Origin of the sequence: Paenibacillus hexagrammi (assembly GCF_021513275.1) — a bacterium.
GTDB lineage: Bacteria > Bacillota > Bacilli > Paenibacillales > NBRC-103111 > Paenibacillus_E > Paenibacillus_E hexagrammi.
Map to the genome: position 1 here is coordinate 4287084 of NZ_CP090978.1, position 26350 is coordinate 4313433.

At 49.6% G+C, this 26350-nt stretch carries 23 protein-coding genes; 6 read left to right on the forward strand and 17 right to left on the reverse strand.

What is annotated here, in order from left to right:
* Positions 1–25: 25 nt before the first annotated feature.
* A complete protein-coding gene (locus L0M14_RS19350) occupies positions 26–1246 on the forward strand; it encodes a sensor histidine kinase (RefSeq protein ID WP_235118244.1) in 1221 nt (406 codons plus the stop codon).
* A 6-nt stretch (positions 1247–1252) separates the two neighbouring features.
* Positions 1253–2890 carry a response regulator gene (locus L0M14_RS19355; RefSeq protein WP_235118245.1) on the forward strand — a complete coding sequence of 546 codons (1638 nt, stop codon included), beginning with the start codon at positions 1253–1255 and terminating at the stop codon, positions 2888–2890.
* Between the two features lie 24 nt (positions 2891–2914).
* Here the strand turns inward: L0M14_RS19355 and L0M14_RS19360 are convergent, their stop codons facing one another.
* Positions 2915–4660: a sensor domain-containing diguanylate cyclase gene (locus tag L0M14_RS19360; RefSeq protein WP_235118246.1), complete on the reverse strand. Its 1746-nt coding sequence runs from the start codon at positions 4658–4660 to the stop codon at positions 2915–2917.
* 201 nt (positions 4661–4861) lie between these two features.
* Between L0M14_RS19360 and L0M14_RS19365 the strand changes: the two genes are divergently transcribed.
* Positions 4862–5845, forward strand: a complete 984-nt coding sequence (locus L0M14_RS19365) for an aldo/keto reductase (protein WP_235118247.1) — start codon at positions 4862–4864, stop codon at positions 5843–5845.
* A 70-nt stretch (positions 5846–5915) separates the two neighbouring features.
* Here the strand turns inward: L0M14_RS19365 and L0M14_RS19370 are convergent, their stop codons facing one another.
* The 5 genes from L0M14_RS19370 to L0M14_RS19390 form a co-directional block, all read right to left on the reverse strand.
* The gene (locus tag L0M14_RS19370) at positions 5916–6917 is read right to left on the reverse strand and encodes a lactonase family protein (protein WP_235118248.1); all 1002 of its coding nucleotides are present in this window, start codon (positions 6915–6917) and stop codon (positions 5916–5918) included.
* A gap of 275 nt (positions 6918–7192) precedes the next feature.
* Complete coding sequence (locus L0M14_RS19375) at positions 7193–7651, reverse strand: hypothetical protein (protein WP_235118249.1); 459 nt, start codon at positions 7649–7651, stop codon at positions 7193–7195.
* A 2-nt stretch (positions 7652–7653) separates the two neighbouring features.
* On the reverse strand, positions 7654–8436 hold the full coding sequence (locus L0M14_RS19380) for a hypothetical protein (RefSeq protein WP_235118250.1): 783 nt from the start codon (positions 8434–8436) through the stop codon (positions 7654–7656).
* Between the two features lie 52 nt (positions 8437–8488).
* The gene (locus L0M14_RS19385) at positions 8489–9157 is read right to left on the reverse strand and encodes a DUF2238 domain-containing protein (protein WP_235118251.1); all 669 of its coding nucleotides are present in this window, start codon (positions 9155–9157) and stop codon (positions 8489–8491) included.
* A gap of 112 nt (positions 9158–9269) precedes the next feature.
* Positions 9270–10112 (reverse strand): helix-turn-helix transcriptional regulator, encoded by an 843-nt coding sequence (locus L0M14_RS19390; RefSeq protein WP_235118252.1) that lies wholly within the window; start codon positions 10110–10112, stop codon positions 9270–9272.
* Positions 10113–10231: 119 nt separating this feature from the next.
* On the opposite strand from L0M14_RS19390, the gene L0M14_RS19395 reads away from it, so the two are divergent.
* Complete coding sequence (locus tag L0M14_RS19395; RefSeq protein WP_235118253.1) at positions 10232–11236, forward strand: Gfo/Idh/MocA family protein; 1005 nt, start codon at positions 10232–10234, stop codon at positions 11234–11236.
* A gap of 26 nt (positions 11237–11262) precedes the next feature.
* A complete protein-coding gene (locus L0M14_RS19400) occupies positions 11263–12201 on the forward strand; it encodes an aldo/keto reductase (RefSeq protein ID WP_235118254.1) in 939 nt (312 codons plus the stop codon).
* Between the two features lie 356 nt (positions 12202–12557).
* Here L0M14_RS19400 and L0M14_RS19405 read toward each other — a convergent pair whose 3' ends face one another.
* Positions 12558–13322, reverse strand: a complete 765-nt coding sequence (locus L0M14_RS19405; protein WP_235118255.1) for a TIM barrel protein — start codon at positions 13320–13322, stop codon at positions 12558–12560.
* Between the two features lie 103 nt (positions 13323–13425).
* Between L0M14_RS19405 and L0M14_RS19410 the strand changes: the two genes are divergently transcribed.
* Positions 13426–14181, forward strand: a complete 756-nt coding sequence (locus tag L0M14_RS19410) for a DeoR/GlpR family DNA-binding transcription regulator (RefSeq protein WP_235118256.1) — start codon at positions 13426–13428, stop codon at positions 14179–14181.
* Between the two features lie 67 nt (positions 14182–14248).
* Here the strand turns inward: L0M14_RS19410 and L0M14_RS19415 are convergent, their stop codons facing one another.
* From L0M14_RS19415 to L0M14_RS19460, 10 genes are all read right to left on the reverse strand, one after another.
* Positions 14249–16615 (reverse strand): EAL domain-containing protein, encoded by a 2367-nt coding sequence (locus L0M14_RS19415; RefSeq protein ID WP_235118257.1) that lies wholly within the window; start codon positions 16613–16615, stop codon positions 14249–14251.
* Positions 16616–16784: 169 nt separating this feature from the next.
* Positions 16785–18239 (reverse strand): glycoside hydrolase family 3 protein, encoded by a 1455-nt coding sequence (locus L0M14_RS19420; protein ID WP_311198741.1) that lies wholly within the window; start codon positions 18237–18239, stop codon positions 16785–16787.
* Between the two features lie 286 nt (positions 18240–18525).
* Entirely contained in the window at positions 18526–18762 is a 237-nt protein-coding gene (locus L0M14_RS19425) for a hypothetical protein (RefSeq protein WP_235118258.1), read from the reverse strand.
* On the reverse strand, positions 18759–19508 hold the full coding sequence (locus tag L0M14_RS19430; RefSeq protein ID WP_235118259.1) for an extracellular solute-binding protein: 750 nt from the start codon (positions 19506–19508) through the stop codon (positions 18759–18761). Before L0M14_RS19430 ends, L0M14_RS19425 begins: the two co-directional genes overlap by 4 nt.
* Positions 19505–19885, reverse strand: coding sequence for a hypothetical protein (locus tag L0M14_RS19435; protein WP_235118260.1), 381 nt, complete (start codon positions 19883–19885; stop codon positions 19505–19507). The genes L0M14_RS19430 and L0M14_RS19435 overlap by 4 nt, the downstream gene beginning before the upstream one ends.
* A gap of 91 nt (positions 19886–19976) precedes the next feature.
* On the reverse strand, positions 19977–20807 hold the full coding sequence (locus tag L0M14_RS19440) for a helix-turn-helix transcriptional regulator (RefSeq protein WP_235118261.1): 831 nt from the start codon (positions 20805–20807) through the stop codon (positions 19977–19979).
* On the reverse strand, positions 20759–21562 hold the full coding sequence (locus tag L0M14_RS19445) for a response regulator (protein ID WP_235118262.1): 804 nt from the start codon (positions 21560–21562) through the stop codon (positions 20759–20761). Before L0M14_RS19445 ends, L0M14_RS19440 begins: the two co-directional genes overlap by 49 nt.
* Positions 21559–23379, reverse strand: a complete 1821-nt coding sequence (locus L0M14_RS19450) for a cache domain-containing sensor histidine kinase (protein ID WP_235118263.1) — start codon at positions 23377–23379, stop codon at positions 21559–21561. The genes L0M14_RS19445 and L0M14_RS19450 overlap by 4 nt, the downstream gene beginning before the upstream one ends.
* Before the next feature lie 233 nt (positions 23380–23612).
* The gene (locus L0M14_RS19455; RefSeq protein WP_235118264.1) at positions 23613–24065 is read right to left on the reverse strand and encodes an OsmC family protein; all 453 of its coding nucleotides are present in this window, start codon (positions 24063–24065) and stop codon (positions 23613–23615) included.
* Between the two features lie 289 nt (positions 24066–24354).
* The gene (locus tag L0M14_RS19460) at positions 24355–26076 is read right to left on the reverse strand and encodes a methyl-accepting chemotaxis protein (RefSeq protein ID WP_235118265.1); all 1722 of its coding nucleotides are present in this window, start codon (positions 26074–26076) and stop codon (positions 24355–24357) included.
* Between the last annotated feature and the right edge of the window lie 274 nt (positions 26077–26350).

The following is a 26350-nucleotide window of genomic DNA, read 5'->3' on the forward strand; positions in this document are numbered from 1 at the left end:
GAAAATCCTGAAAAATGACCTTACCTTGAAGCCGGAGGGTGTCCTGATTCTAGGCATCGATGAAAAGGATATCCGCCGTTCCTATGCGTCTCCAAGCGACCGAACGACCATTCTTGTCGTCAATTCAGACGGTCACATCATCTCGGATACGAATGGCTCCTGGATTGGCAAGCCCCTTGGTGAGCTTCCTTATTTTACAAGACAGATTGAGGATCCTGATCAGATTGATGCCGCTATCGAGCAATCCAAGTGGGTATTCTCTCATGATCAGTCCCTGCTCACCGGCTGGCACGTGCTTGTCCTGCAGCCCCGTGGCGATCTGCTCTCGCAGCTGAATCGTATTAAATGGATCACAGCTCTCATCTTATGTCTTACATTTATGATCAGCCTCATTGTCTCCTGGTCTGTAGCCAGTGTCATTACGAGTCCTATGAAATCGATTCTGTCGTCCATGAAAAAATTTCAAAAGGGTGACTTTACTCAACAGGTCTCCGTTCAAGGCAAGGATGAAATCGGTCAGCTTGGCAGCGGTTACAATATCATGGTTCAAAGGATCAGCCAGCTCATTGACGATGTTTATGCCTTTGAAATCAAGCAGCGTCAAGCCGAGCTTAAGGTGCTGCAATCGCAAATCAACCCGCATTTTTTATATAACACCCTTAACACAATTGCATGGACAGCACAAAAAGGCGGCGAGCATACAGTTGCGGAGATGATCTACTCCCTATCCGGCATCTTCCAAATCAGCCTCAGCAAAGGCCGCGACGATATCGAGCTGCAGGAGGAGATGAAGCTGGCTGAGCATTACTTATTTTTACAAAAGATGCGGTATCGGGGGAAGCTGACTTATGAGATGGATTTTGCTCCCGAATATTCGGCATTCAAAATTCCAAAGCTGCTCATCCAGCCGCTGATCGAGAACGCCATTGTACATGGCATCGAGCCGCTTATTGATGATGTAGGATTTATTCATGTAACCGTAGGCTCAGCTGAAGGATCGCCAGGTATGATAAGTATAGAGGTTACGGATAACGGAGTCGGTATTCCGGCGGATAAGCTGAAGAGCATTCAGCAGCAGCTGTCATGGGCTGCTCCTCAACCGCCTGTACATAATGAAAGCTTTGCTGTACTCAATATTATGAACCGAATCCGATTGTTTTACGGAGAAGCCGCCATCATGCAAATCAACAGCGTCGAACATTTCGGCACGAGAGTCCAGCTGCTCCTGCCTGAACCTAGGAGGTGAACCAACATGCTGAATTTGCTCATTGTTGAAGATGAATTCACAACACGCGAGGGCCTGCTCACCATGGTGGATTGGAAAACGCTCGGCATTGAGGTATGCGGACAGGCCGGTAATGGCTTGGAAGCGCTCGACATGATCGAATCCGGCGGTGTGGATCTGCTCTTGTCCGATATTCGCATGCCCATCATGGATGGTTTACAGCTTCTTACAGCGCTGAATGACAAACAATTGGACATTCCTTCCGTCCTGCTCACGGGCTACAGCGATTTTGAATATGCACAGCGGGCGCTTCGATTAGGCGCAGTCGATTATATCATCAAGCCGTGTCCGCCCAGAGAAATAGCGGCCGTGTTCGAACAAGTCGTCAGTAAGCTGAAGGAGCGAAGAAAGCTGGAATCGGACTGGAGCGGACTGCAGTTCCAATTGAAGGAGAACATTCCGATCGTGAAGTCCCAGACTTTGCTGGAATGGCTTCATCAACCCAAGCCGAGAGGCGAGAATCGCAAGGAACAAATGCGCAAGTTAGGTATGTCCATCGCCGACCAGCATGTTATCGTCATTGCCATACAGCCCGACGGCAAACCGCTTGAGGAGCTGAATTACAGCCGTAAAGACTTACAGCTGATTCAATTTGCAACAACGAATATTGTTCAGGAGACACTCGAATCCAGCATCCGGCAGCCTGTTGAGGTCGTGAAGGATCAGCATGGCATAACGTCGATCTGCAGCGGCACATTCGACTTATTGAAGGATAAGCTCAATCATGGTCTTGCCCAATTGCAGCGAAACTTGGAAAAATATTTAAAGATTACAGTCAGCATCGGTATCAGCAGCTCCAAATCCAGCATTGACGAGCTTTCTGAAGCTTACAGGGAAGCAGCCTACGCCTTGGAGCTTCGCTTCTATAAGGGGCTAGGAGGCATTTACTTCTATGACAATCATGAAGACGTACAAAGCGATCCTCCTGCCGTCCTTTCCAATCCTGAGCAGATTAAGCTCGAAGCACTGATCATCGAGCAGCTGCGAGGCGGACTCTATGCGGAAGCCTTAACACTGACAGAGCAGTGGTTCGAGTCTTTCCAAGCGGAGCATGCCCGCTCCAGAACAGAGATTAATCTCCAAACTCTTTCGCTCATGGCCCGTCTTATGCAGCTTGGCAAGGAACAGGAACTGGCGGAATCAGGCTGGTCTGATAGCCTGGTTGCCATCGCCGATCAAGTTAACCGGGTTGAGACGCTTGAGGAGCTGTCAGGACTGGTTTATAAAGCGATCCAACAGCTCGTAGAGCTGCGCAATCCGCATAAAACACCGAAGCGTAAAGTGCAGCAAGCCGTTGAGCTCATCGCACAGGAATATAATTCGCCCAATCTGTCTCTTGCCAGCGTGGCCAAGGAATTGTTCGTATCCAGTACCTATCTATCCACCTTGTTCAAGCAAGAGCTGGGGATCAACTTTCTCGATTTTGTACACCAATTTCGCATTGAAAAGGCCAAAGCGATGCTTCAATCCGGTGATTACAAAATTCAAACCATTGCCAGAGAAATCGGCTACTTCGATGAGGCTCATTTTACCCGTACCTTTAAAAAATGGACCGGGCTCTCCCCTTCTCAGTACAAGAAGGAAACGCTCGATCCAAAAAGTTAAGCCCCCTGCGGCAGAAGCCGGTATTTATGCATAAATGGCATACTGGTTTTTGCCGCTTTCTTTTGCTTTGTACATGGCCATATCCGCCAGCTTCATCAGTGTCTGTCCATCTTCCCCATGATACGGATATAAGCTGATTCCGATACTTGTTGTGACTGTGACATGATGACCTTCCAGCACATAAGGCTGCTTCACAACATTTAGTACACGCTCGGCCAAGACACGTGCATCATTCACATCCTGCAGATCAGGCAGAATCATGGTGAATTCGTCGCCTCCCATCCTCGCAACCGTATCTCCTTCCCGCATCGAAGCAACCAATCGTTCGGACACCTGCTTCAGCAGCAGATCCCCGATATTGTGCCCTAATGTATCATTTACCTGCTTGAAGCCATCCAGGTCCAAGAACATAACGCCTATTTTCTTGGGATTGCGAGCCGCTTGAAGCACGGACAAATTCAGTCGATCTGCGAACAATACACGGTTCGGAAGCCCTGTTAGCGCATCATGGTAGGCCTGAAAATGAATTTGCTCTTCATATTGCTTCCGCTTCGTAATGTCCTCCACCATGCCGATAAAAAATTCCGGTTCATCATTGACTCCCCGAACTAGAGAAACAATCGAATTTCCCCACACCATGCCGCCATTTTTATGTAAATAACGTTTTTCCACCTGAAAATTTTTGCGTTGTCCGTAAACCAGCTCATCCATTAAGCGTTCATCAAGGAGCACATCTTCAGGATGCGTAATGCCGGATAGAGGCGTTTTCTGGAGCTCCTCTTCTTCATAGCCAAGCATTTGTTGAAAAGCATGATTGGATTCAATCGGTTTCTGACTCAGGTCAATTCTGGCAATACCTACAGCAGCGAACTCAAACACGGTTCGGAAGATACGTTCCTGCTGCACAACGCGGTAATATAGAAAGCGAATTTCGTACAAAAAAACAACGAGTAAAGTGCCGGCCGATAAAATACTATTTAGTCTGGCTACGTACCAGCCAATGCTGTACCTGCTTCCTGAAAACAAAGTCAGTGTCACATCGAGCAAGGATGCAAGTACAGCAAGAGTAAGCCAAATATGGACAACTGACTTCTTGCGAACGATGAATTGCATGCTTAGCAGCGCCAGCAGGTTTAACGTCCACACGATAGGGCCAATGCCGGAGGTTATCAGTACGCGGTAATTGTCCTTCTGGATGATTTTGGGCAGCCAGCTGTTTCCATAGATCGCGATCAGGGTAAGAATGGTGACAATTGCAATCGTCCCGCATACAGCCGATAGTAAAATTCGCCTCGCTTGAAGGTGGGTGACTTGATGCTCCCCATACTTTCGGTTTATAAGTGTATACAAGAAAATAAAGGAAGGGTATCCGCCATGCCAGAACACCCACAGCCATACAGCCGTTTGATTACCGGCATGCAGCAGACCCGTTTCGCTAAATACGCCGGGGAAGGTTAAAATATGCGGGATCGTAATGAGTCCGGTAAATAAATAAGCAGAAGCGAGTACGGCCAGCGCCGGTGAGCGGTTGACTTGGAATTCACTGAACACCAGATACATCGTAATCAGCTCGCAGATGGCGACTGCCGAGATGAAAGCAGGCAAAAAGGCTTGAATGCTGATTCCCGCATAACGAGAGTACGGCAAGGTGAAGCCAACGACCGTTACTAACAGAATCGCAAGAATTAGCGCAGCTCTGACGTGCTTTCTGGATGCTTGATGGTTGGAGAAATTATGAGTAAAGCTGGGAACATCAGGATTAGCCTTCAATTGGAGACACCTCTCATGGATTTACTTGCATGTAGAAATAGAGTTTGTTACTAAAGATTATACTCAAAACTTGTTTAGAAACTATTAGGCAGGCATTGACGGAAAAGCCTCTGAAGTTTATGATCTATAACAGAAATGCACGCGCGTTCATAACATCTGAATGAAATTCAAATTGGAAAAACGACTATAGGAGGTACACAGGTGAAATACAGACCATTAGGCAATACTGGTATCCAGGTAAGTGAAATCAGCTTCGGTACGTGGGCCATCGGCGGCTCATGGGGAAACGTGAATGATGCGGATTCCTTGAAAGCGCTCCATCAAGCTATGGAAGAAGGCGTGAACTTTTTCGATACGGCGGACGTATATGGGGACGGTCACAGTGAAGAACTGCTGGCCCAAGCAACGGCCGGCCGCGAAAGCGAAATCCATATCGCCACCAAGTTTTGCCGCAGTGCGGACATTCACGACCCTGCCACGTATTCCGAAGAACGGGTACGCGCTTTCTGTGAAGCCAGCTTGAAACGGTTGAAGCGTGAAGCGATCGATTTATATCAAATCCACTGCCCTCCTTTTGAAATTTTGAAGCAAGGAGCTGTGTTTGAGGTGCTTGACAAGCTTCAAGCGGAAGGCAAAATCCGCCACTACGGCGTAAGCGTTGAAACCGTCGAGGAAGGCTTGTTCTGTCTGGAGCAGCCTAACGTCCGTGCGCTGCAGGTGATTCTCAACCTGTTTAGACAAAAGCCGCTTGAGCAGCTGCTTCCTGCCGCCCATGCCAAAGGCGTCGGCATACTCGCCCGTTTGCCTCTAGCCAGCGGACTGCTGACAGGCAAGTTCAAGGAGCAAACGACGTTCGAGTCCGACGACCACCGCAGCTTCAATGAGAACGGCGAGCACTTCAACGTCGGCGAGACGTTCGCAGGCCTTGGCTTCGCCAAAGGACTCGAGCTGAGCCGCGAACTGGCTTGGATCGCCGAGGGCCGCGAAAGCATGACACGCGCATCGCTGCGCTGGCTGCTGGATCAGGAAGCCGTCAGCTGCGTCATCCCGGGCTTCAAGAACACTGCGCAGGTGATGGACAATCTGCAAGCTGCGAACGTTCCTTCGTTTACAGCTGAAGAGCAAGCCAAGCTTCGCGCTTGGTACGAGCAAAGCGTGCACGCGCATATCCGCGGCGCTTACTAAATCGTCAATCGAAAGCCCCCCTGGCAGACTGTATAGTCAACCAGGGGGGCTTCATTTTGATGTATCCATGCTAGAGAAATTTGATGCACACCGGCTTGGGCACTTGTAAGGTCTGTCCGGCCTCGGTCAACAGACCTAATACTTTGTTAATTCGGAACACGACGATCGTGTCCGAATCCTGGTTCGCCGCCAGCAGGAAGTCTCCCTGCGGCGATAAGGCAAAGTTGCGCGGTGTATGGCCGTGCGTCTCCTGCAGCTGCTCGAGCGACAGCGTCCCGCGCTGCTCGTCAACGGCATAAACCGCGATACTGTCGTGTCCGCGGTTGGACGCATACACATAGCGGCCATCCGGAGACAGATGGATGTCCGCGCAGATGTTGCTGCCGCTGTAGTCCGCGGGCAGCGTGGACACGTTCTGAAGCGGCGTCAACACGCCCGCTTCCGCGTTATACGCCAGCACCGTCACCGTGCTGCCGAGCTCGTTCACCGCATATGCGAAGCGGCTGTCTGCGGTGAAAACCACATGGCGCGGGCCTGCGCCCGGCGCCATGGCGGTTTCTTCGTGCGGCGTCAGCTTGTGCGCCGCCTCATCGATGATCGACACGAGCAAGCGGTCGAGTCCGAGGTCTGCGGATACCGCGAAGCGGTTCCGCGGGTCCGGCACGATTGAGTGCGCGTGCGCGTGCTCCTGCCGAGCCGCGTTCGGACCGAGCGTGCCTTGGTGTTGAATCAGCTGGCTATGCTTGCCAAGACTGCCGTCCGTTGTAACCGGAAACACCGTCACATTCCCAGCCAGGTAGTTGGCCACATAGACACTTTGTCCCGTAGCGTCCGAGCTGATATAGCAGGGAGCTGCGCCGTGCGTAGGCTGCTGATTCAGCTTGTCCAGCTTCCCGGACTCCTTATCGATTGTGTAGGCAGCGGCAGAGCCGCCGTACTTACCTTCGTATACTTCCGTCTCACTAACCGCATAAAGTCTATGCCGCTGCGCATCAACAGCCAGATACGAAGCATTTTCAAGCTCATAAGCTTCAATTCCCTTATGCTCCCGCTTTCGGTATCGAAGCTGCACAATCGGATTCCCGCTTTGTTCTGGTGATCGGTATACGATCCGATGTACATGATGATTTCATTTTGATTTCGTTCCGTCGTCATGCCTCTCGCCTCGCCTTCCATCCATTTTGTGCCAAAATTCAGCCATAAGAATTATTATAACCGAACCGGTATCCATCACAAAATGGTCTTACAGGCAGAGGAATGCAATTTTTAGTCTTGGACAGCACATGCGGCCTCGAAGCAAACTTTGTAAGCAAGGAGGAAGCCCGGCTTAGCTTCTTACCTAGCTTCTTATTTGGTCCTAGCCAAGCCAAGTGCTCTATGGTCCCACAGTATATCTTCTACAACTGATGCTTGATTGTCCTCACACGAAACAATCAGTATGACTTCTCCTTTTTTGCCCTTTTTAAGTTGAAGCTGCCTTTTGTTTCGTTTCATGAGGTACATGATCCAACTCAGGGCAGTTCCGATAAGAAAGCCTAACATTGCACCGGCAATTCCCCAAATAATGGGGCCTCCTTGCCATACAAACCCTTTGCTGGCACCGATGGTTCCAAACATAAAGGCAAAAATCATTCCCTTATCAATAAATGAAAGTCCATCAGCCCGATGGATACTATCAAGAAGTCTCGGCTCTTTTTTACGTAAATCAAGCGGCACTGCGTAAATGGCTGTTATTCCCTTTTCCTCAAGTTCTGTAATCGCAATTTCAAGAAAGGCCGAATACTCAAAAGTGGCAAATATTTGCATCGTTATGCATCTCCAATTGTAATGAGATGTCCGGCAGGCTGGTAATTTTCAATAAGGAATTGTCTTTGAGCATCATCAAACAGCTTGTTATTTTCTACCGTGTTCGTATAAGCATCATAAATGGTGAAGAAATAAAAGGAGGGGAAATACATGAGCCATTGCTTATCGAGAACAGCTGAAGAGGTGGCTATATCCCCTAAGACTAGATTGTGCAAGGCCAGAATTATATTGGATTCCCATACGATTACAATCGTACTCAGTAAAATAAATGCAGCTAAAACAATACGATGCAGGTACAGCTGTCCAAGGCTAGGAATGCCTATGGACCATACGGCGGCTAACCATGGCTTCCGTTTATCGAGGTAATTGATCTCCAGTGCTCCGATGCTAAACTGAGTAAACTGTCCTTTTTCCCTTTTAGCCAGAAGATAAATTTTGTTCATATCAACAGCTGATCGATAACTATCATAAATGGCAAATAAGTAAACCGGGATATAAAGTGACATGAATTTAGGATCCAACACGTCTCTGGCTGCCTGAAATTCGCCGTTAAATGTAGAAACCATGGCTAAATTCAAATGTATTTTTTGGTTAATAAACATCTCCCACATAATCAGCGCATAGCCACGCAAGTATTTATTTAGGAGCAAATGCCCAAAACCGGGAAAAGCCATCGACCAACAGGCTAAAGTAATTGGATTTCGCTTATGGAGCTGAGTTGTTCCTAATATACTGACGTGGGCCATATAACGTCTGTTCCGCATTTGGCTTCTAAAGTTATCCATGAGTCCAGCGTCCCCCAATCTTACCAATGCTAACCAAGATTATGGTGTCACTTTATGAATGGGGATATGCATTTAATCTAATCCTCCTGACTACCGCCGCAACAACCATGGCCAATATCGAACCATACAAAGCCAACTCCATATCATGCTGCGAATCCCAAGGATCTCCTTGTGTGCCCAAGAATAAGGTGCCGATCTCCGGAGCCACGATCATCGCTACCCACATTTCGATCAACTCGTAGAACGCTCCCGTTGCTAATATGATCATGCATGTTAATACATTCAACCAGGCATTGCCTAACTTGGTCCAGACTTTCAGCGCTTCCCGAAGCGGATATGCGAGCAGCAGGCCGTAGCTGAAGTGAACGACGCGGTCGAAATTATCCCGTTTGGCGTGAAACAGCTGCTTCATCCATACATCCACGATATTCTCATTGTAAGAATAGTGGGCCCCCACCGCATGAAGATATAAAAATATCGCAATCAGCAGGTACGACAGATTCGAAAAGCGAAAGAACCGGTACATGACCGCCAGGAACACTACCGCAGCCCATATTAACAAATTTTCCAATACCCAGTCGTAACGGCTGTATGGCTTTATCGCCAAATAAATCCATATAAGCGTAAACGCGGTGATGATGACCTGCAGGATGCGGTTTTTGCCAAAAAGAATACCGCGGCTGAGCCAATGACTCTGTTCTTCTTCCCTTGTACTCAACATATTCAACCCCTTTACACACATCTATAGGGTTAGGTTACCTCGTTAAGCCAATTTCTAGAAGTACTAAATGCAGATAGTACCAGTAATTTCTTTGGGACTCTCCTTCTCGTCATCACTGACCCCTGGCATACAGCTGCCTGAACTCGCTAGGGGTCATTCCCTCCTGTTCCTGAAACCGCTGATTGAAGTAGCTCGCGCTCGGGTAACCGGCAGCACTGGCTATCTCCTTAACGGGACAGCTTTCATCCTCAATCAACCTTTGTTTGGCATACTGGATCCGGCACAGGGTAATAAAATTGAGCGGGGTCATAGACGTCGCCTTGCGGAACAATTTGCAAAAATAATACGAGCTCACCTCCGCCATCTCTGCCCAAGTTTCCAGTGTAAAAGGCTCACAAGCCTTTTGCTGCATGTGGGGCAGCAGCTTCAGGATGCGATCAATCGACTCCGTCCCTCTGCTTGAACCGGTGAGCGGAGCGGCAAAGCTCATAAATTCAGTCAGAATCGTATATGTCAGAGCTGTCAGCTTCGTAGGGCGAAGTATATTGTTGGCTTCCGCCTCCAGCAGCAGCTCCTGAAAAGCATCCTCCAGCTCCTTCCACCGTTTGAGCGTCCAAAGCGGACGATAAAATCCCTCGCCTACCAAAAAATCTTTTAAATGAGCTCCGTAAAAGTGCACCCATCTTACTTCCCAGGGATCTTCCTCGCTGCTGTAGTACCTTTGCTTTTGATAAGGGAAGTACAAGAAAGCATCGCCTTTTTGCAGCGTATGTACCGTCCCTTCAAGCTCCACATATCCTTTACCCGAAGTGATAAAATGCAGGCTATAGCTTGCCCAGGCACCCTCCTCCCGGTTCACGCCGTGATGGGGGACATTCTGGTACCAGCCCACCGACTCCGGAAAAATAAAAAACGCCGAGTTGGTCAGCGTTGGCAGCATCACATGTCTATACATCAGGAACCTCCAATGACAATATTCCGATATCCAATGCAATATATTATTATTTTCATTTTATATAGCAGCTTTTATAATGACAATATAGTGATACTAAAATATTGAATTGGAGTGTGTTGATGTCTATGTCCAAACTGCGTTGGGGAATTCTCGGCTGTGCCAATATTGCGATTCGCGCCTGCATTCCAGGCATTCAAAATTCGGAAACCGGCGTCGTGACCGCCATTGCCAGCCGTAATCTGCAGAAATCCAAGGAGACTGCTGAATCCCTGAACATCCCTACAGCCTATGGCACCTATGAGGAGCTGCTTGCCGATCCGAACGTGGATGCTATTTACATACCGCTTCCCAATCATTTGCATAAGGAATGGACGATTCGAGCTGCTGAGGCAGGGAAGCATGTCCTGTGCGAAAAACCGGCCTCGTTAACAGCCGCCGAGACGGAAGAAATGGTCGCAGCCTGCGAGAAGGCCGGCGTACTGTTCGCTGAAGCGTTCATGTACCGCCACCACCCCCGTTATGCTCGAGTGAAAGAAATTATCGCATCCGGTGAAATCGGAGAGATTCGAGGCATTCATGCCGCATTTACGTTCAACAATCCGGATGATGCAGCCAATGTGAGGTTCGTCAAGGAAATGGGCGGCGGCTCCCTTTACGATGTAGGCTGCTATCCGATCAGCGCGGCTCGAATGATTCTTGGGGAAGAGCCGGAGGCGGTTACAACCCATGCCTTCTTCTCCCCTCAGCACGATAACGTAGATATGATGATGTCCGGACTCGTAGAATTCAGCGGCGGTGTCGCGCTTACCTTCGACTGCGGCATGTGGGCGGACTTCCGCAATACCGTTGAGGTGCTGGGCACGCGTGGACGCATTGAGATTCCTTCGGCATTTATCACACCAACGGAAGAAAGCGGCAGCTTTTATGTAATTGGGGCTGATGGACGAAGAGAAGAGCAGGTCCCTTACTTGAATCAGTATGCGCTTCAAGCTGACGACATCGCCTATGCGGCTTGGGGAAAGAAGCCGATGCGCTTCGAGCCTGCTGATGCCGTGAAGAACATGAAAGTTATTGACGCTTGCTTGAAATCTGCAGAAGAACGTTCCCGAATCGTACTTTCCTGATTTCCAATTGAAAGGCTGGGATTTCCATGAGAAGCATTACTATCGAGGGGCTGAATCGTCCTGTCTCCCAATTGATTATGGGTTCGGATTTCTTCCGACTCAATAATGAAGATGAAGTACACAGCATCCTAGAAGAATACACAGCCATCGGCGGCAACACGATCGATACAGCCTTTATCTATTGCGGAGGCGAGAGTGAGCAAGCGATCGGCAAATGGCTGGAGGCCACAGGCAGCCGGGAGCGCATGAATATTTTTACCAAAGGCGCTCATCATGATCAGAACGGTCCAAGAGTAACCTCGGAAGCCATTCGTAGCGACCTTATGACTAGTCTGGAACGGTTGCGAACCGATTATGTGGATTTGTACGCACTGCATCGGGACGATCCGCAGGTACCGGTCGGACCTATTATTGAGGCACTGAATGAGCAGCTCGAGGCAGGAACCATCCGCGCCTTCGGAGCGTCCAACTGGACGCATGAGCGCATTCAAGAGGCAGCCGATTACGCGAAGCAGCATCAGCTGACCGGCTTCAGCTTCAGCAGCCCGAATCTGAGCCTTGCCAAAGCGAACGAACCGTTCTGGCATGGCTGCGTTTCCGCAGACAGTAAGACGCTGCAGTGGCATGAAGCGAATCAATTTCCTTTGCTGTCCTGGTCGGCTCAAGCAAGAGGATTTTTCACAGGGAGATACACGCCAGAGATTAGAGACAATGCCGACCTGGTCCGCGTATTTTACAGCGACGATAATTGGCAGCGGCTTCGCCGTGCCGAGCAGCTGGCTCATGAGAAAGGCGTAAGCACGATTCAAATCGCACTCGCTTACGTACTGAACCAGCCCTTCCCCGCTTGCGCGCTGATCGGTCCGCGTAATGGCCAGGAGATGAGGTCCTGCCATGAAGGTGCGCAGCTGAAGCTTACTTCGCAGGAAATAGCTTGGCTTGATTTGGAAACGGAAGTTAGATAGGATCGTCTAACAGAGTGGTGAAAGATAGATGGTCAGACAAACAGTAGGATAGATAGTCAACTAGCGGATATTCAGCCGAACAGCATTAGCTAGTAGCATCCATCAAACAACGGCCCTTAGTATATACGGGCCGTTCAGACAGTTGATACACTGGAATGAAGAGATCAGTAGTTTTCGGAGAAGCGCAGCGGTCGCCTTAGACAGTTTGTTATCACCTTATAAGGCCTTTATTTCAATGAAATAACAAAATGTCAACAGCGATCGGAGAAAAGCTACTGAAGCTTGTAATGGAACCTACTTTATCAACAAACTGAACGGCCCGCAGTATATACGGGCCGTTCATCAGTTTATGTACCTTATATGTTCGAAGCAATACGCTCCTTAAACTGTTCAATAGCGACATCCGTGTCCATCGAGTATTTGCACTCCAGACCGACATAGCCGTCAAATCCTGTTTGCTGAATCGCCTTCAAAATCGGGATATAGTTCAGCTCGCCTGTACCCGGCTCATTTCTACCCGGATTATCGGCAATATGATAGTGGTGAATATGCTCCTTGTACGCAGTCAAATTGCGTATGACGTTGCCTTCCGTGATTTGTTGATGGTACACGTCGAACACCAATTTCACATGCCTGCTGCCCACTGCCTCAATAACCGCAGCCGATTCATCCGACCTCTGAAGGAAGTGACCCGGGTGGTCCACCAAGCCGTTCAGCGGCTCGATTTCCAGCACTATATTTGCCTCCTCAAGGAGCGGCGCGCATCTTTTTAGCGTCTCAATCATCGCCTCTCTCTGAACTTCTCTTGGAATGCCAGGGAGCTCACTTCCGGTTTGTGTAATGATCGAAGAAATATGAAGCATGCGGCAAGCCGCAATCGTCTCGCGAAGACCTTCCACATAGGCCTCCCGAAAGGCTGGGTCGACCAGATTAAAGACTTTCGTACAAGTCGCAATAATGCCTTTGCCGATGCGTTGCTGTTCTGCCGCAAACGTGCGCAAATCCCCGAGATTCCACCATTGATAGAGCTCAAGGCCCTGCAGATCGTGCTCCTTGATTTTTTCCAAATGATAGACAGCATCCTTGCCCGGATAAGCGCCGATACAGATCGAATATTTCATTACCCCACTCCTCCCGCTATTATGTAGAAGCTTATTCTAAAATGGACGATTCATCAAGCCGCATGATAAGATAACCAATATGGCTTCAATCTGAGGAGGATCCATGGGAAAGACAGATATTCGCCGAGATGCGATCATGCAGATCATTAAAGATAAAGGCGCTATTGCTCTTACCGATATCGTGCAGCAGTTTGCCGTTTCGGAAGCTACTGCGAGAAGAGATCTCGAAATACTCGAGCAGGAAAAGCGCTGCATCCGGACTTTTGGCGGGGCTGTACTGGAGAGCTTAAAGGTGGAAGTCCCCTTTTTCAAAAAGATGGATTTGCTAACGGAAGAAAAGAAGGAAATTGCCGAAAAGGCGATTCGTTTCATCGAAGACGGAGATATTATCGGACTTACAGGCGGGACCACCACCACCTTTATTGCCAAGAAGCTGAATCAGTTTAAAAATTTGACGGTCATTACCAATGCGGTGAATATCGCATATGAGCTGATCGGCACCCCCGGGCTGCAATTAATTGTTACAGGCGGCGTGATTCGTACGCAAACCTTTGAATTATCCGGTCCTCTGGCGAACAAAACGCTGGAAAACCTAAGCATACGCAAAACCTTCATGGGTGTCGACGGCGTCTCCCTCTCCCGCGGCATGATGATCTACAACGAGCTTGAAGCAGAGACCAATCGCTGCATGATGCGGAGATCCGTAGATACCTATTTGGTAGCAGATCACAGCAAATTCAGCCGGAGCTCCTTGTTTGTCATCGGAGATGTCCAGGAAACCAGCGGGATTATCAGTGATTCCAACGTCTCCGAGGGATTAATCGATACGTATAAGGAATCCGGAATCACGTTTTTCTAAATCCAAGCTGCTGCATAAAAACGAACAAACCCTCTTTGGCGCTCATCGCCTCAGAGGGTTCTTTGTATCAAGTATGGCTTCGCAGATATGCTGTAATTTGCTCCAGAGGCATGGGCCTGCCGTATAAATAGCCCTGCGCTTCCGGGCAGTTCAGTGTGCGAAGCAGCTCCGCCTGCTCTCTAGTTTCCACTCCCTCTGCCACGACCTGCATGCCAAGGTGCCCGGATAACTCGATGACGGTGCGAATGATCGCATAATCGCGGCTGCTTGTGGCAATGTCCTGCACCAGCGACCTGTCCAGCTTAATGAATTGGAAAGGAAATTTATTCAGCATGCTTAAGGAAGAATGTCCGACACCAAAATCGTCAATGGCCAACTTTACACCTAGCTCCACCAATTCCGTGCACACCTTGTAGGATGTCTCCAGATCGGATATCGCGGCACTCTCCGTAATCTCCAAGCATAAATGGCGGGCATCTAAGCCGTATTCCTGCATGAAATCCGCTACATAATGGGCAAACTCCGGCTCAATGAGCTGGTGCGCGGAAATATTCACCGACACCACCAAATCCTTAAAGCCTTCTTCCGTCCACTTCTTCGCTTGCTTCATGGCTGTTCGCAGCACCCAAGCCCCAATGGGCAGGATAGCTCCTGTTTCCTCCGCAATCGGAATAAATACGGCAGGCGATACTGCCCCAAGCTCTGCTGAATTCCATCTGACCAGGGCCTCAACACCGTATACCTTATTGCTTTGGATATCGATTTGCGGCTGATAATACAAGGTCAATTCATCGGCAGCCAAAGCATGAGAAAGCCCATTCGCCAGCTTTAAATGTTGGTCGGCCTGCGTTTTAAATTGCTGGGTAAACCAATAATATTGATTGCGTCCCCTCTTTTTGGCCACATACATGGCGGTATCAGCATTGCGTAGCAGCGTCTCCACATCATGCCCGTCATAGGGCGCCATGCTGATCCCGATGCTGACCGTCACTTTGTATGAGGTTCCGTAAATCAGAAACGGCCGCTCGAAGCTCTTTTGCAATTTTGCAGCATATTGGCCTACTTCCTCTTCCTTAGCGATATGAGGGAGCATAACCGCAAACTCATCGCCGCCCAAGCGCGCAACAACCCCGTCAACTAGCAAGCCTTCTTCCAATCTTCTTGCAACTTGCTCCAACAGATGATCCCCCGCAGAATGACCTAACGTATCGTTGATCCATTTGAATTGATCCAGGTCGATCAAGAGAATCGCCAGCTTGTCCAGCTTAATCTCGGAAGCCTCCAGCTCACGATGCAGCTTTTCGCGGAAAAGTCTGCGGTTATCCAGTCCTGTGAGCTCGTCCCGATACGCGAGTTGCGAGAGCCTTTCCTCATTCCTTTTTTGTGCGGTCATATCTTGAAGGACGAGTAGCGTAATGACTTGTCCTTCGATTTCCAAATGGTCGCCGTTCATCAGGATGTAATGCTTATCACTGTTCTCACAACAAATCTCCGTTTCGAACTGGAACGGTTGCAGCATCGAATAGGAATGACCATATACCTCAAGAAATCTCTCCTGCTCACCTTCAGTAAACAGTTCGGTAAATACCATGCCTACCGGTTCTTGCCGTCCGCAGAATTGTTTCAAAAAGGAAACATTGGTATCAATAACCTTGATTTGATCATCGATCAGGACGATGCCGTTCGGAGATAAATCGTACAGCAGCTCATATCTTCTTCCAGCCGAGGCCAAAAAATCGTATTTAACCATCGCATAGCGAATCGTAACGGCCCAGATCAGCACGCATAGCGACGGTAATGAAAAGTAGATGGAAATATTCAGGAAGGACGCGACTATGTTCATTGCGATTGTAATGACTAAGTAAATAAGGGTAATCAAGCAGCCTTGAAAAATAAAACGAATGCGTTTCCTCTCTTTAATAATGACTTGGAAATCCTTCATTCGTTTATAAGCTGCATATAGAAAGAAGAAAATCCAGAAGAAGCAGTAAACAACGATAGCAAGTAAAATCATAGCGAAAGGCGCATTAAAGTGCTCTTCTCGCCAATTCCCATCGAACAATATAGAAATAACGATCCACTTCGGTCTTATCAAGACGAGGATCATCAACAGAAGCGGTGGCGTGCCGATCAGAACCTGCCAGTACCGCCGTAGACTATATTGGCTGATAGCTTGAAAAAAATAAATGCCAATTGCGATGGTTAAAAACACAGCGGGATATTTAATGTAATAAAATGCTTGCGAGACCACATTTAGCGGTAGCACGGCAACAAGGAAGTCCCCTACATATAGCAGACTAAGCGCCGCAAACAGAACCATAGCTAGACTGTGCTGCTTGCTAGCCGGGTTCCTCATGTAGATCTCAATGCCTATGTAAAAGAGTACAAATGCGGGTAAAAGTTGAAGGATAATCGGGTACATCAAGCTATGCATAGGTTCCACTCCAAAGTCAAGCTCTTCACTGTGGATTTAAGTTATCATACCCCTGTCCTTTTATCAATCCTTCATTATTTTCCATGAACTTTCAAAGCTGCCCTCGATGCTCTCATTCACAAAAAAATCCTTCCTCCGCGCAGCGATGTCCTAAGCGAAGGAAAGGATTCTATTCGTGTCTCCAACCGATCGGATACTCCTCCGAAAGGGTAACGGGTAGACGGCCGACCGGCTTATCATGCCCGAGGAGAATATGAGCCAACGACTCCATGGCAAGGGCGCGATTCTCATAGCATGCATAATAAGTCGGAACCTCCGGGAATTCCAGCAGATCATACGGATTACGCCCCGCGGCCACGATCAGACGAATGTCTTTGCTCTGAGCTAACTTACGAACGAGCTGGGTTTGACCCGGAGAGAAGGTGGCATTATACGTGACGACAATGACTTGTTTGTGCCTCGCAGCAGCTTCCAAAGCGGTCTGCCGATCTTCCTCGGACGGGTTGATCCCGATGTACACTTCTTCAATGGGCGTACCTGCTAAGTCGCTTAATATATTGCCAAGGGTCCCTTCCCTTTCGACAACTTCGTCGATCTCCGTTCCAGACCTTACCTCCGTCCATATAACAACCGTAGGCTCCTGAATATCAAAAGAGGCTCCGGCATCGTCTTTCACTAATGTGATGCTTCTGCGGCTAAGCTCCTTCGCCAGCACCTGATGCTCCTCCGTTGAGATGTCCCCTTCAGGTAACGGTTCCAATTGATCAAATTGAATGCCGCGCTTAACCTTGCTCATCATAATCCGAAGCAGCGATTCATCGATTCTGGACTCGGGGATGCGCCCGCTTTCCACAGCGGCAATGACCGCCTCAAGCGCAGCCGTTTGCCGCTGAAACATATGGCTCACCAAAATGATATCCGCTCCGGCCTCGATTGCCCGGACTGCTCCCTCCGCAACGCCAATTCCTTCCGAGATGGCCTTCATCTCCAGACAGTCCGTAATGATCAGCCCCTTGAAGCCAAGCTGCTCCCGCAGCAGCCCTGTCAAGATGCGATGGGAAAGCGTTGACGGAACACCGCTCTCTTCCATGGCAGGGAATACGACATGCGCCGTCATAATCGCATCCACGCCGCCTTCAATGGCCTTCACAAAGGGTGCCAGCTCCAGCTCCATCAAGCGTTCCATACTATGAGGCACGATCGGCAAATCAAGATGGGAGTCTTCCGAGGTATCTCCATGACCGGGAAAATGCTTAACCGTAGCGATTACGCCGGTATCTTGCAGGCCCTTCACCGCCCGTGTTCCCATATCGCTGACTAGCGCCGCGGTTTCTCCGTATGACCTCACTCCGATTACCGGATTTAGCCTGTTATTGTTGATATCCAGACAAGGCGCGAAGTTCATATTGATACCCATTTGGCGAAGCTCCTTGCCCATGACCTTCGAACCTGCATAGACGCCAGCAGGGGCAAACGCGGCTCCTAGGGCCATATTACCGGGAAGCAGCGTTGCTCCTTTTTCAATTCTCGAAACCATGCCGCCTTCTTGATCGACGGCAATAAAGAGCGGCTCCCCGCCGCGCTTCCTGCTGATGTCTTGAAGCTTGCGCGATAAGTGCGCCATTTGATGCGCATCCTCTACATTTCGCCGAAAATAAATGACACCGCCTGAGACCGTACTCTTCGATTAACTGAATCATTTCCTTCGTCGGCTCTGTACCTTCAAAGCCGCAAATGAACATTTGCCCTACCTTTTGCTTCAGGGTTAAGGACGATTTGCTGTTCGCCAAACGAATACACTCCTTCTGAACCATGCTCGTTTCAAATCCTATCATTATGTTAGTGGTCCTAGCTTTCCATATGTACGCAGGCTATCTGTATCCAGGCCTCTATGCAAGCTATACCATCCGCTACTTCGCATGAATTTCTTCTTGGTTCGAAGCCTCCTGCTGCTTTTGAAGCTCCGTCATTAAGGTAGCAGGGTCCGTTCTACCGGCAACCAGCTCCTGCATGCCCCGCTCCAGCTTCTCCCGAACCTTCGTCTGAATCCGCGAATCAAACGCAGGAAACGTACCTTTAGCCGAACCGAATACAGACAATATCTGTGCGATTAACGGATTCAGTCCGGAAACGTCCTTTAGAATCATCGCGGGGGCATCCCCTCTTCAAGCAGCTGCCGCTTCTGCATCGGTTCATTATACATTTGGCGAATAAACGCCTTGGCTGCAACTAACTGACGATCGGTTAATTTCTTCGAGAAGCCGTAGGCATTCGACCAGCCTCCATTGATATAGCCGTCTCCCGGACCGCCTACGTCGGGAAAATTCATGAAGCCGACATCGCCGCTGATGCCGGATTTCTCCATATCCACCAAGGGCGTATTCGCCCAGCTGCCGTCGAACATGAAGGCCGCTTCGCCGGCCATGAATTTGTTCTGCTGTTCCGCATAGGAGAGCGCAAGACTGCCCTCCTGAAAATATTTGTTTGTAACCAATGTCTCGTACTTGCTGAACGCCTCCAACATATCCGGGTCCGTCCATTTCTTCGTGCCGTCCAGCAGTCCTTGAACGGAATCGACGCCTGCCGTCCGCACCCAAAGCGTATTGGTCATCATATTGATGACCCAGGAGTCCTTGGCTGCAAGCGCGAAAGGGACAATGCCCTTCGCTTTCAGAACGGCTGCGGCAGCCATTAATTCGTCCCACGTTTGCGGAGGCTGGATCCCATTCTCCGACAACAGCTTTTTATTATAGAAGAGCCCTTCCACATAGCCGGCCATAGGAAGGCCGTAAATTTTGCCGTTTACGGTGAACTCATCGAAGCTGTAGAATTTGTCCCTCAGTCCAAGCTCGTCAATGATCGGCGTTAGGTCCAGCAAGCGGTCAGCCTTCACATAATCCCTCGTATCTGTTCCTCCGAACAGGTCAAAAATTTCCGGGGATTCCCTGCCGCCATCTCCGAGCGCAGCTTCTCAAAGCGGTTCACCTTATCCTCCACGCCGTCGAGCGTGATCGTTAGTCCCGGAACCTCCGCTTCCGTCGCTTTCACCACATCCTGGAGCATGATCAAGCGCTTCTTCTGCGTATCCTTCACCTGGGTATGACGAATCGTAAGCGTAACCGGCTCCGCACTCTCGGTTTGCTTCTTACTGGAATCTGTCACAATCGACGGCCGTGTGACTTTATTGGCAGAGGATGCTCCACTGCAGGCAGATAGGAGGGTTACGGCGGCAAAGAGCAGGGCAGCACAAGACAGCGCGCCGGATTTCATAGGCTGAATCTCCTTTGACTTGTAAATTATTATAGTCGGGGGCTCCTTCGTCCTAAAGACACATAAACCCATAAAGCAGGGTGAAAAATCTCTACTTCCTCTTGTCACGGAATTCGGATGGAATTTCACCGGTATATTTCTGAAACACCTTCGTGAAATAGCGCCGCTCCGCGTAGCCGACGGCTTTGCCGATCTCTGTAATGCTCTTATCACTCAGCAGCAGCATGGACTTGGCATGCTCCATCCGGTGCTTGGTCATGTACTCGACGAACGTTTCCCCGAAGTACTGCTTGAAGAGCAGACTAAAGTAGCTGCTGCTTATGCCAAGTGTCCCGGCAATGTCATCTATGCCGAAATCGCTTGAGTAGTGCGTTCGAATATAATCTTTGGCTGCTGCCATCAGCAGCTCGCTGTTCTTTTTCTTATTCGTCCCTTCAAGTCCTGCATTCACCAGCTGTGTCATCACCTGGAGAAGATGCTTGACGCTCTCGCTCTTATCCAGCTTGCTCCAGATCGCCTCCTCCTCCTGGGAATCGATACTGCTCATTTCCCGGAGCTCGCGAAGCACATGAAGAATCAGAAAGTGCAGCATCTGATAAGCTCTGGCAAAGGAGCTGCCCGGCAGTCCCTCCAGCAGCTGCTGAAGTCTAGCTAGCGCATCCTCCGTTTTACTGCGGTGCAGCTGTTTCAGCCCTGTTACCATCTCTTCAACCAGATTCCAAAGCGAATTATGCGTATCCGCTGCTTCTGCAGACGGTTTATACACCATGACGGATTGGCGTTTATCCATGCTTAGCTGCATAAGGCGCTGCAGTCGGTTATAGGCTTCGGCTAAGCCGCGCATTTGCACAGCCTCTGGGTAAATCACCGCGCTCACGCCGAGCTTAACACTCTGGAGTATATGCTGCTGAAGCAGCTGCACCTCTCCTGAATGGTGGAGGCGCTAGCTGTTTCATGATCCATGCATTCGATCAGAATACACCATTCGCCTTCCCTCATTTGCAGCACGGTGTGCTTTACGTGTTGGCTGCCGAGCGAATCCGCCAGCACATTTCGCACAGCAAAATTCCACAGCTTGCGCTCCCCCTCAGACCACTGCAGCGATTTGTGGGAGTAATCGTCCACATCGATCATGATGATTTGATAGACCAGCTTTTCAAGATCGACTTCATCCATGGGAAGCAGCGTGCTTGGCGTAATATTCGTGTAATTCATGAGCAAATCGTAGAAAATCTTTTCGCTTGCCAGACTTCTCATCTTATCCCAACGCTGCTCTTCGGCCGCTTTGCTGGCCTTATTGGAGCGAATTTTATCTGCTAGAGCGCTTATCGTGCTCTCCAACTCGTCATAATTGATCGGTTTGAGTATGTAGTCACTGACCCCGAATTTTAATAAGGAGCGCACGTACTCGAAGTCCTGATAGCCTGTAACCATTAAAACTTCACATTGCCGGTTGTTCTCCCGCAGCTTCTCTACGAACGTGATGCCGTCCATCAAAGGCATTCGGATATCACTCATAATAAGGTCCGGAGAATGAGTCTCGGCAAGCTCCAATGCTTCCAGACCGTTCTTGGCCGTTCCCACAATGTCGATTCCTAGCTGTTCCCAGGGAATGACAAGCTGAAGATTACGTAAAATATTCGGTTCATCGTCAGCCAAAATCGCGGTCAATCTCATAGCCCTTCTCCTTTCTGCTTCGGGATCACAACCTTCACAGTTGTGCCCTCTACCTCGCGGCTGCATAGAAACAATCCGAACGGCTTTCCATATTTGATGCGAATGCGGTCAGCCACATTGCCAATCCCCAAGCCTCTGCGCTCTTCATGGACGCTGCGAAGCTCCTGAATCGGAGTACTCAGCTCGAGGCGGTATTGAAAAACAGCCAGCTTCTCACCCGACATACCAACACCGTTATCTTCCACATAAATGCCGATCCGCTGCCCTTCATCCAAAGCATAGATCCGTATGAAGCCCATGTACGAAGCGGTCTCAAATCCATGCTGAATGCTGTTTTCCACGAGAGGCTGGAGCGTCAGCTTGAGAATGGTAGAATCGAGCAGCTCTTGGGGAATATCGAGTTCAAAATGAAATTGGTCTTCAAAGCGGTATTTTTGAATCTCCAGATAATTCTTGAGATGCTCTAGCTCCTGCCGCAGCGGAATTTCCTCTCTGCCGTCAATGCTGATCCGCAGCAGACTTCCTAAGCGGTACACCATCTGACTGACCTTCCTGCCTTGATTTTGAATGGCAAGAGCATTGATAGATTCCAGAGTGTTGAATAGAAAATGAGGCTTGATCTGGGCTTGCAGCAGCATCAGCTCCGCTTTATTTTTACGATCCTGCTGCTGCTTCACTTCATCGAGCAGATCGTCAACGCGAACAACCAGACTGTTAAAGCCTCGAGCCAACGCCGTCGTTTCATCGCTTCCGCTCACCTCAATGCGCGTGGTCAAGTCCCCCCGTTCCACCCGCTTCATGGAGGATACGATCCGCAAGATGAACTGAATAATTCGGCGCACAAACACCAAATTGTAAACAAGCGCGCAGAACAGACAGATGAACGTAATCCCCGCCACCCATTTCATGATCGTTTCCAGCTCTCCCGCCACGTACTTCCAAGAAGTGATGGAGACGACACTCCAATCCTGCACACCCATTTGATTCAGATTTAAATGATAGTAGGAGACCAGGGTTTTCTCTCCCAGAAAATCAGCCTGAAAGCTGTTGTTCGGCTTGTTCAAATCAAGCTTACCGGGGAGCAGTTGCAGGACGTTCGCTCCTTCGAGCGCTTGTTTATTATCGTAAAAAATAAGGCCGGTTTTATTGACCAGCAAATACCGCTTGGAGGCTTCCTCGCCCTGGCCGTAGGAACTGAATATTTGGTCAAGCTCATTGAATCGGAATCGCAGCAGCAGGTACCCGCGGTCGTCCATCGTCCAAAAGTCTTTCACCACACGCGCCTGATAGTAATCCCGGTTCCCCGTAGGAAACTCCTTGTATTCCGAAGGGCCGATCCAGAGCGGAACCCCGTTCAAGCTTTGAATTTGTTTAAAAGCGGAGCTGTCGATGAGCGCCGGCCACTGAATCTGACTGCCGCTGGTCCTTCCTGCACTGAATGATTTGCCGTCTTTGTTATAAATGACCACCGATTGCACGGGGGAATAAGTAAGAATCGAGCTGCGCAGCAGGGTGTCGAATGTATTCAAATCGTACGAAGAAGGGGCGCTTTCTCCTTGCTTCCATTCATCCATCGTCCGGTAAATATCCTGAATGCCATCCTTAACCATCCAGAAATCGGAAAAATAGTTCGCTTCCTTAAACATATAGTAGATGTTGCGGCCAATCGCCTGAAGTGTGACTTCGTTCAAATCACCGTATTTTTTCTCAATCAGATGCTGGGATACCGTGTATACCACCGTCCCCAGCACAAACAAAGGAATGATGATAAAGGCCAAAAACCCCAGATATACTTTCTTATTCAAATTCATCTGCATGATCTGTTATGTCTCCTCCAACCGTGCCGACTTCATCGTCTGCTTCAAATCATCCGACCATTTCAACGACTGCGTCGCTCCTGACCTTGCACGAGCTCAGACCTCTTGTGTGATTAAGCCCTTGATGCATCTCCAGAATGATACTTCTTCTCGTCCGAACCGTTACTTTCATTATAGGTACGGGTTTCTGGGGCTCCTAGGGGAAGAATTCCATCGTAAAGGGCGAAAATCCTCTATTCGCTGCTGTCCGCAAGAAGGAGCTCCGGCTCCACAATTACTTCTACATTTCCTCGGAGCGCTTTGCTGATCATACAAGTCTGTTCTGCACGAATGGCCGCTTTTCGAAGCTTGTCTCTTTGCTCGGACGAAAAGAACGAAGGAAAGGTTACAACCGGACGATGTATGATTTTATGAACATGCATTGAAGTCCCCGTGCTGACGAAGATTTCAGATTTCAGCTGTACGCTTTCGATACCTTGCCTCTGGAGCAGTGTCCCGAGCGTGATTAGATAGCAGGTTGCCGCCGCTCCGAGCAGAAGCTCCTCTGGATTGGTCCCGATACCAGGACCTCCCAATGGAACAGGTACGGAGATAGCTGCGGTTAGTCCACCGGCCTCCAATTGACCGCTCCCTTGAAGCCCTCCCTGCCAGTTCGCTTTTAGTTCAAAATGCTGCTGATTCGGCATGTGCCTCAGCTCCGTTCTTTGTTGTATCGATTCTATTCTTCCACTACGTTTCTTCGAACAATTGGCTCCCCGAATCGGAACCACATATTCACAGTAGATACTAGCTCATTGTCGACCATCTATCTGTATTGTAGATTACCTTCAGACAAAGAAAAAGACCGCTTCAAGCCCAGAAAACAAGGGAAGCGGTCAGAATGAGTTTTATTGGATGAGTTCATACTTACATTATAAATTAGATCATAGAACTGAAACTAATCTAAAAAGCTAGATCTGGAGCTTGGAGCTACAGCTAGACCTTAAAGCGATTGATCAACTGCTTTAGCTCCTCCGACATCATTCTGAGCGATTGTGCCGATCCGCTCACCTGATCCATAGAATCAAGCTGTGTGCTTGAAGCTTGCGCGATTTCTCGGAAGTGCTCCGCCGCTTGCGCGGAGAGGCGCTCCATCTCGTCGACGGAAGCCGCGACCTCCTCCGAGCCCGCCGATACCTCCTCCGAGGCGGCGGAAACCTCCTGGAGCTGCACAGTTGTGCGCTCCAGACCGGCAAGAATGTCGCCGAATGCGCTGCCGGCGCCCTTGACCAGGCCAAGGCCCGCCTGCGCTTCCTCGGCGCTTGCTTCCATGCTCGCAGACAGCGAGGCCGTCTGCTCCAGGATCGCCTCGATCAGCTCGGCGATCCTCCCGGAGGAAGCTTGCGACTGATTCGCAAGCTTCCTCACTTCGTCGGCCACGACGGCGAAGCCGCGGCCGTTCTCTCCCGCACGCGCCGCTTCGATCGCGGCGTTGAGCGCCAGGAGATTGGTCTGCGACGCAATCTCCGCCATCACAGACACGATCTCTCCGATTTCACCGGAGCGTCCTTCCAAGTGCTTCGTCGCGGCTGCCATGCGGACCGACGACGTAACGATCGACTCCATCTGCGTTACCGCAGACTCGATGGAGTCATGCCCGAGGTTCGCATCCTTCATCGTCCGCTGTGACACCTCCGCCAGGACGGAGGCAGACTCCGCGATGCGCTGCATGCCGGACGTCATCTCCTCCATGGCTTTCGTCACCTCGGAGGAGCGCAGTACCTGCATCTGCGCCCCTTGTGACGCATCGTGAATGCTCGCAGAAATCGCATGACTAGCTTGCGTTGTTTGCCGCGCGTGGTCGGCAACGCCCCCGGCAGCACTCAACAGCTGCTCCGAGCTCCCCTTAATGCCCTGAATGACCTTTCGCGTATCCGCCACAAGATGCCCGAATGCGGATGCCAATCGTCCGATCTCATCTTTTCGGTTCATGGAGATCGCAACGGTCATATCGCCTTCCCCTACTTTAGCCACCTGCTGCGTCAATTGGGACAAGGGACGGGTAAGAATACGCGCAAGAACTACCACTAACAGCACGCTAACGGCAAAAATTCCCGCCGCTATGGCAATCATCGTCTTCCGCGAATGATCCATCAGCTTATATACAGCGGTTGCGTCCAAGTCAGCGCCCATGACTCCTAATAGCTTACCGTCTTTCCCTTTAAAAGGTACATAAGCCGTTACAGTGGCCCCGTATTCATCCTTGGTTAGCTCACCGATTGTCGGCTGCCCTTCTTCAAAGGAGGTAACCATTCCCGGATATGCGTTATCTTCCGACGTTCCTAGCGCGGAGAAATCATCCTCTTTCGCATCCTTCGGAGCTCCGTCCACCACATACACATAAGAAGACTTTCCATCCTGATCTACCTTCGCAAGCGTGTACAAATATTTAAAACCATTAGTCTCCCGTATTGCGTTCAGCTCCTCTCGAAGCTTCGTATAGTACTCCGTCTCTCCACCGGTGGCAGGCTTGATCTGAGAGTAAGCATCGATGTCTATCCGTTGTACAGCTTTTTCCGCGACCGCTTTTGCTTGCAGACCCATGGAATTCTCAACTAGTGAGGTGGAGGATTCATAGAGGGTTATACCAAGAACTACCCCTGCGACGAAAATAAGACCCGAGAAACTTAGAATCATACGTGAAAGTAAACTATTCAACCTAAAAACTCCCCTTCTTTAGCCAACAGTTCATTTGACATTATTCTACAGGAAGTAAGACTTTTTGCCCATTCTTTTCTATCCAAAAATCAACAATTTTACAAAATAAAGATAAAAAAAGCTGTTTATTCATCCATGAAACCATGGGCGAACAAACAGCTTGTTAGTTGATATTGAAGAATGACGTGTTTACTTGTAGATCAAAACAACGAAAGCCCTGCCTCTCTTCCATCCTTGCGGCTCCGAAGACCGCGCCAGTGAGAATTGCCTATCC

Coding starts and splice junctions, on each gene's coding strand:
- L0M14_RS19395 (WP_235118253.1), top strand. CDS start 10,232: ATGTCTATGTCCAAACTGCGTTGGGGAATTCTCGGCTGTGCCAATATT.
- L0M14_RS19450 (WP_235118263.1), bottom strand. CDS start 23,379: ATGCAGATGAATTTGAATAAGAAAGTATATCTGGGGTTTTTGGCCTTT.
- L0M14_RS19380 (WP_235118250.1), bottom strand. CDS start 8,436: ATGGATAACTTTAGAAGCCAAATGCGGAACAGACGTTATATGGCCCAC.
- L0M14_RS19420 (WP_311198741.1), bottom strand. CDS start 18,239: ATGGCGCACTTATCGCGCAAGCTTCAAGACATCAGCAGGAAGCGCGGC.
- L0M14_RS19415 (WP_235118257.1), bottom strand. CDS start 16,615: ATGCATAGCTTGATGTACCCGATTATCCTTCAACTTTTACCCGCATTT.
- L0M14_RS19425 (WP_235118258.1), bottom strand. CDS start 18,762: ATGATTCTAAAGGACGTTTCCGGACTGAATCCGTTAATCGCACAGATA.
- L0M14_RS19435 (WP_235118260.1), bottom strand. CDS start 19,885: ATGAAATCCGGCGCGCTGTCTTGTGCTGCCCTGCTCTTTGCCGCCGTA.
- L0M14_RS19445 (WP_235118262.1), bottom strand. CDS start 21,562: ATGAGATTGACCGCGATTTTGGCTGACGATGAACCGAATATTTTACGT.
- L0M14_RS19375 (WP_235118249.1), bottom strand. CDS start 7,651: ATGCAAATATTTGCCACTTTTGAGTATTCGGCCTTTCTTGAAATTGCG.
- L0M14_RS19405 (WP_235118255.1), bottom strand. CDS start 13,322: ATGAAATATTCGATCTGTATCGGCGCTTATCCGGGCAAGGATGCTGTC.
- L0M14_RS19390 (WP_235118252.1), bottom strand. CDS start 10,112: ATGTATAGACATGTGATGCTGCCAACGCTGACCAACTCGGCGTTTTTT.
- L0M14_RS19400 (WP_235118254.1), top strand. CDS start 11,263: ATGAGAAGCATTACTATCGAGGGGCTGAATCGTCCTGTCTCCCAATTG.
- L0M14_RS19455 (WP_235118264.1), bottom strand. CDS start 24,065: ATGCCGAATCAGCAGCATTTTGAACTAAAAGCGAACTGGCAGGGAGGG.
- L0M14_RS19410 (WP_235118256.1), top strand. CDS start 13,426: ATGGGAAAGACAGATATTCGCCGAGATGCGATCATGCAGATCATTAAA.
- L0M14_RS19355 (WP_235118245.1), top strand. CDS start 1,253: ATGCTGAATTTGCTCATTGTTGAAGATGAATTCACAACACGCGAGGGC.
- L0M14_RS19385 (WP_235118251.1), bottom strand. CDS start 9,157: ATGTTGAGTACAAGGGAAGAAGAACAGAGTCATTGGCTCAGCCGCGGT.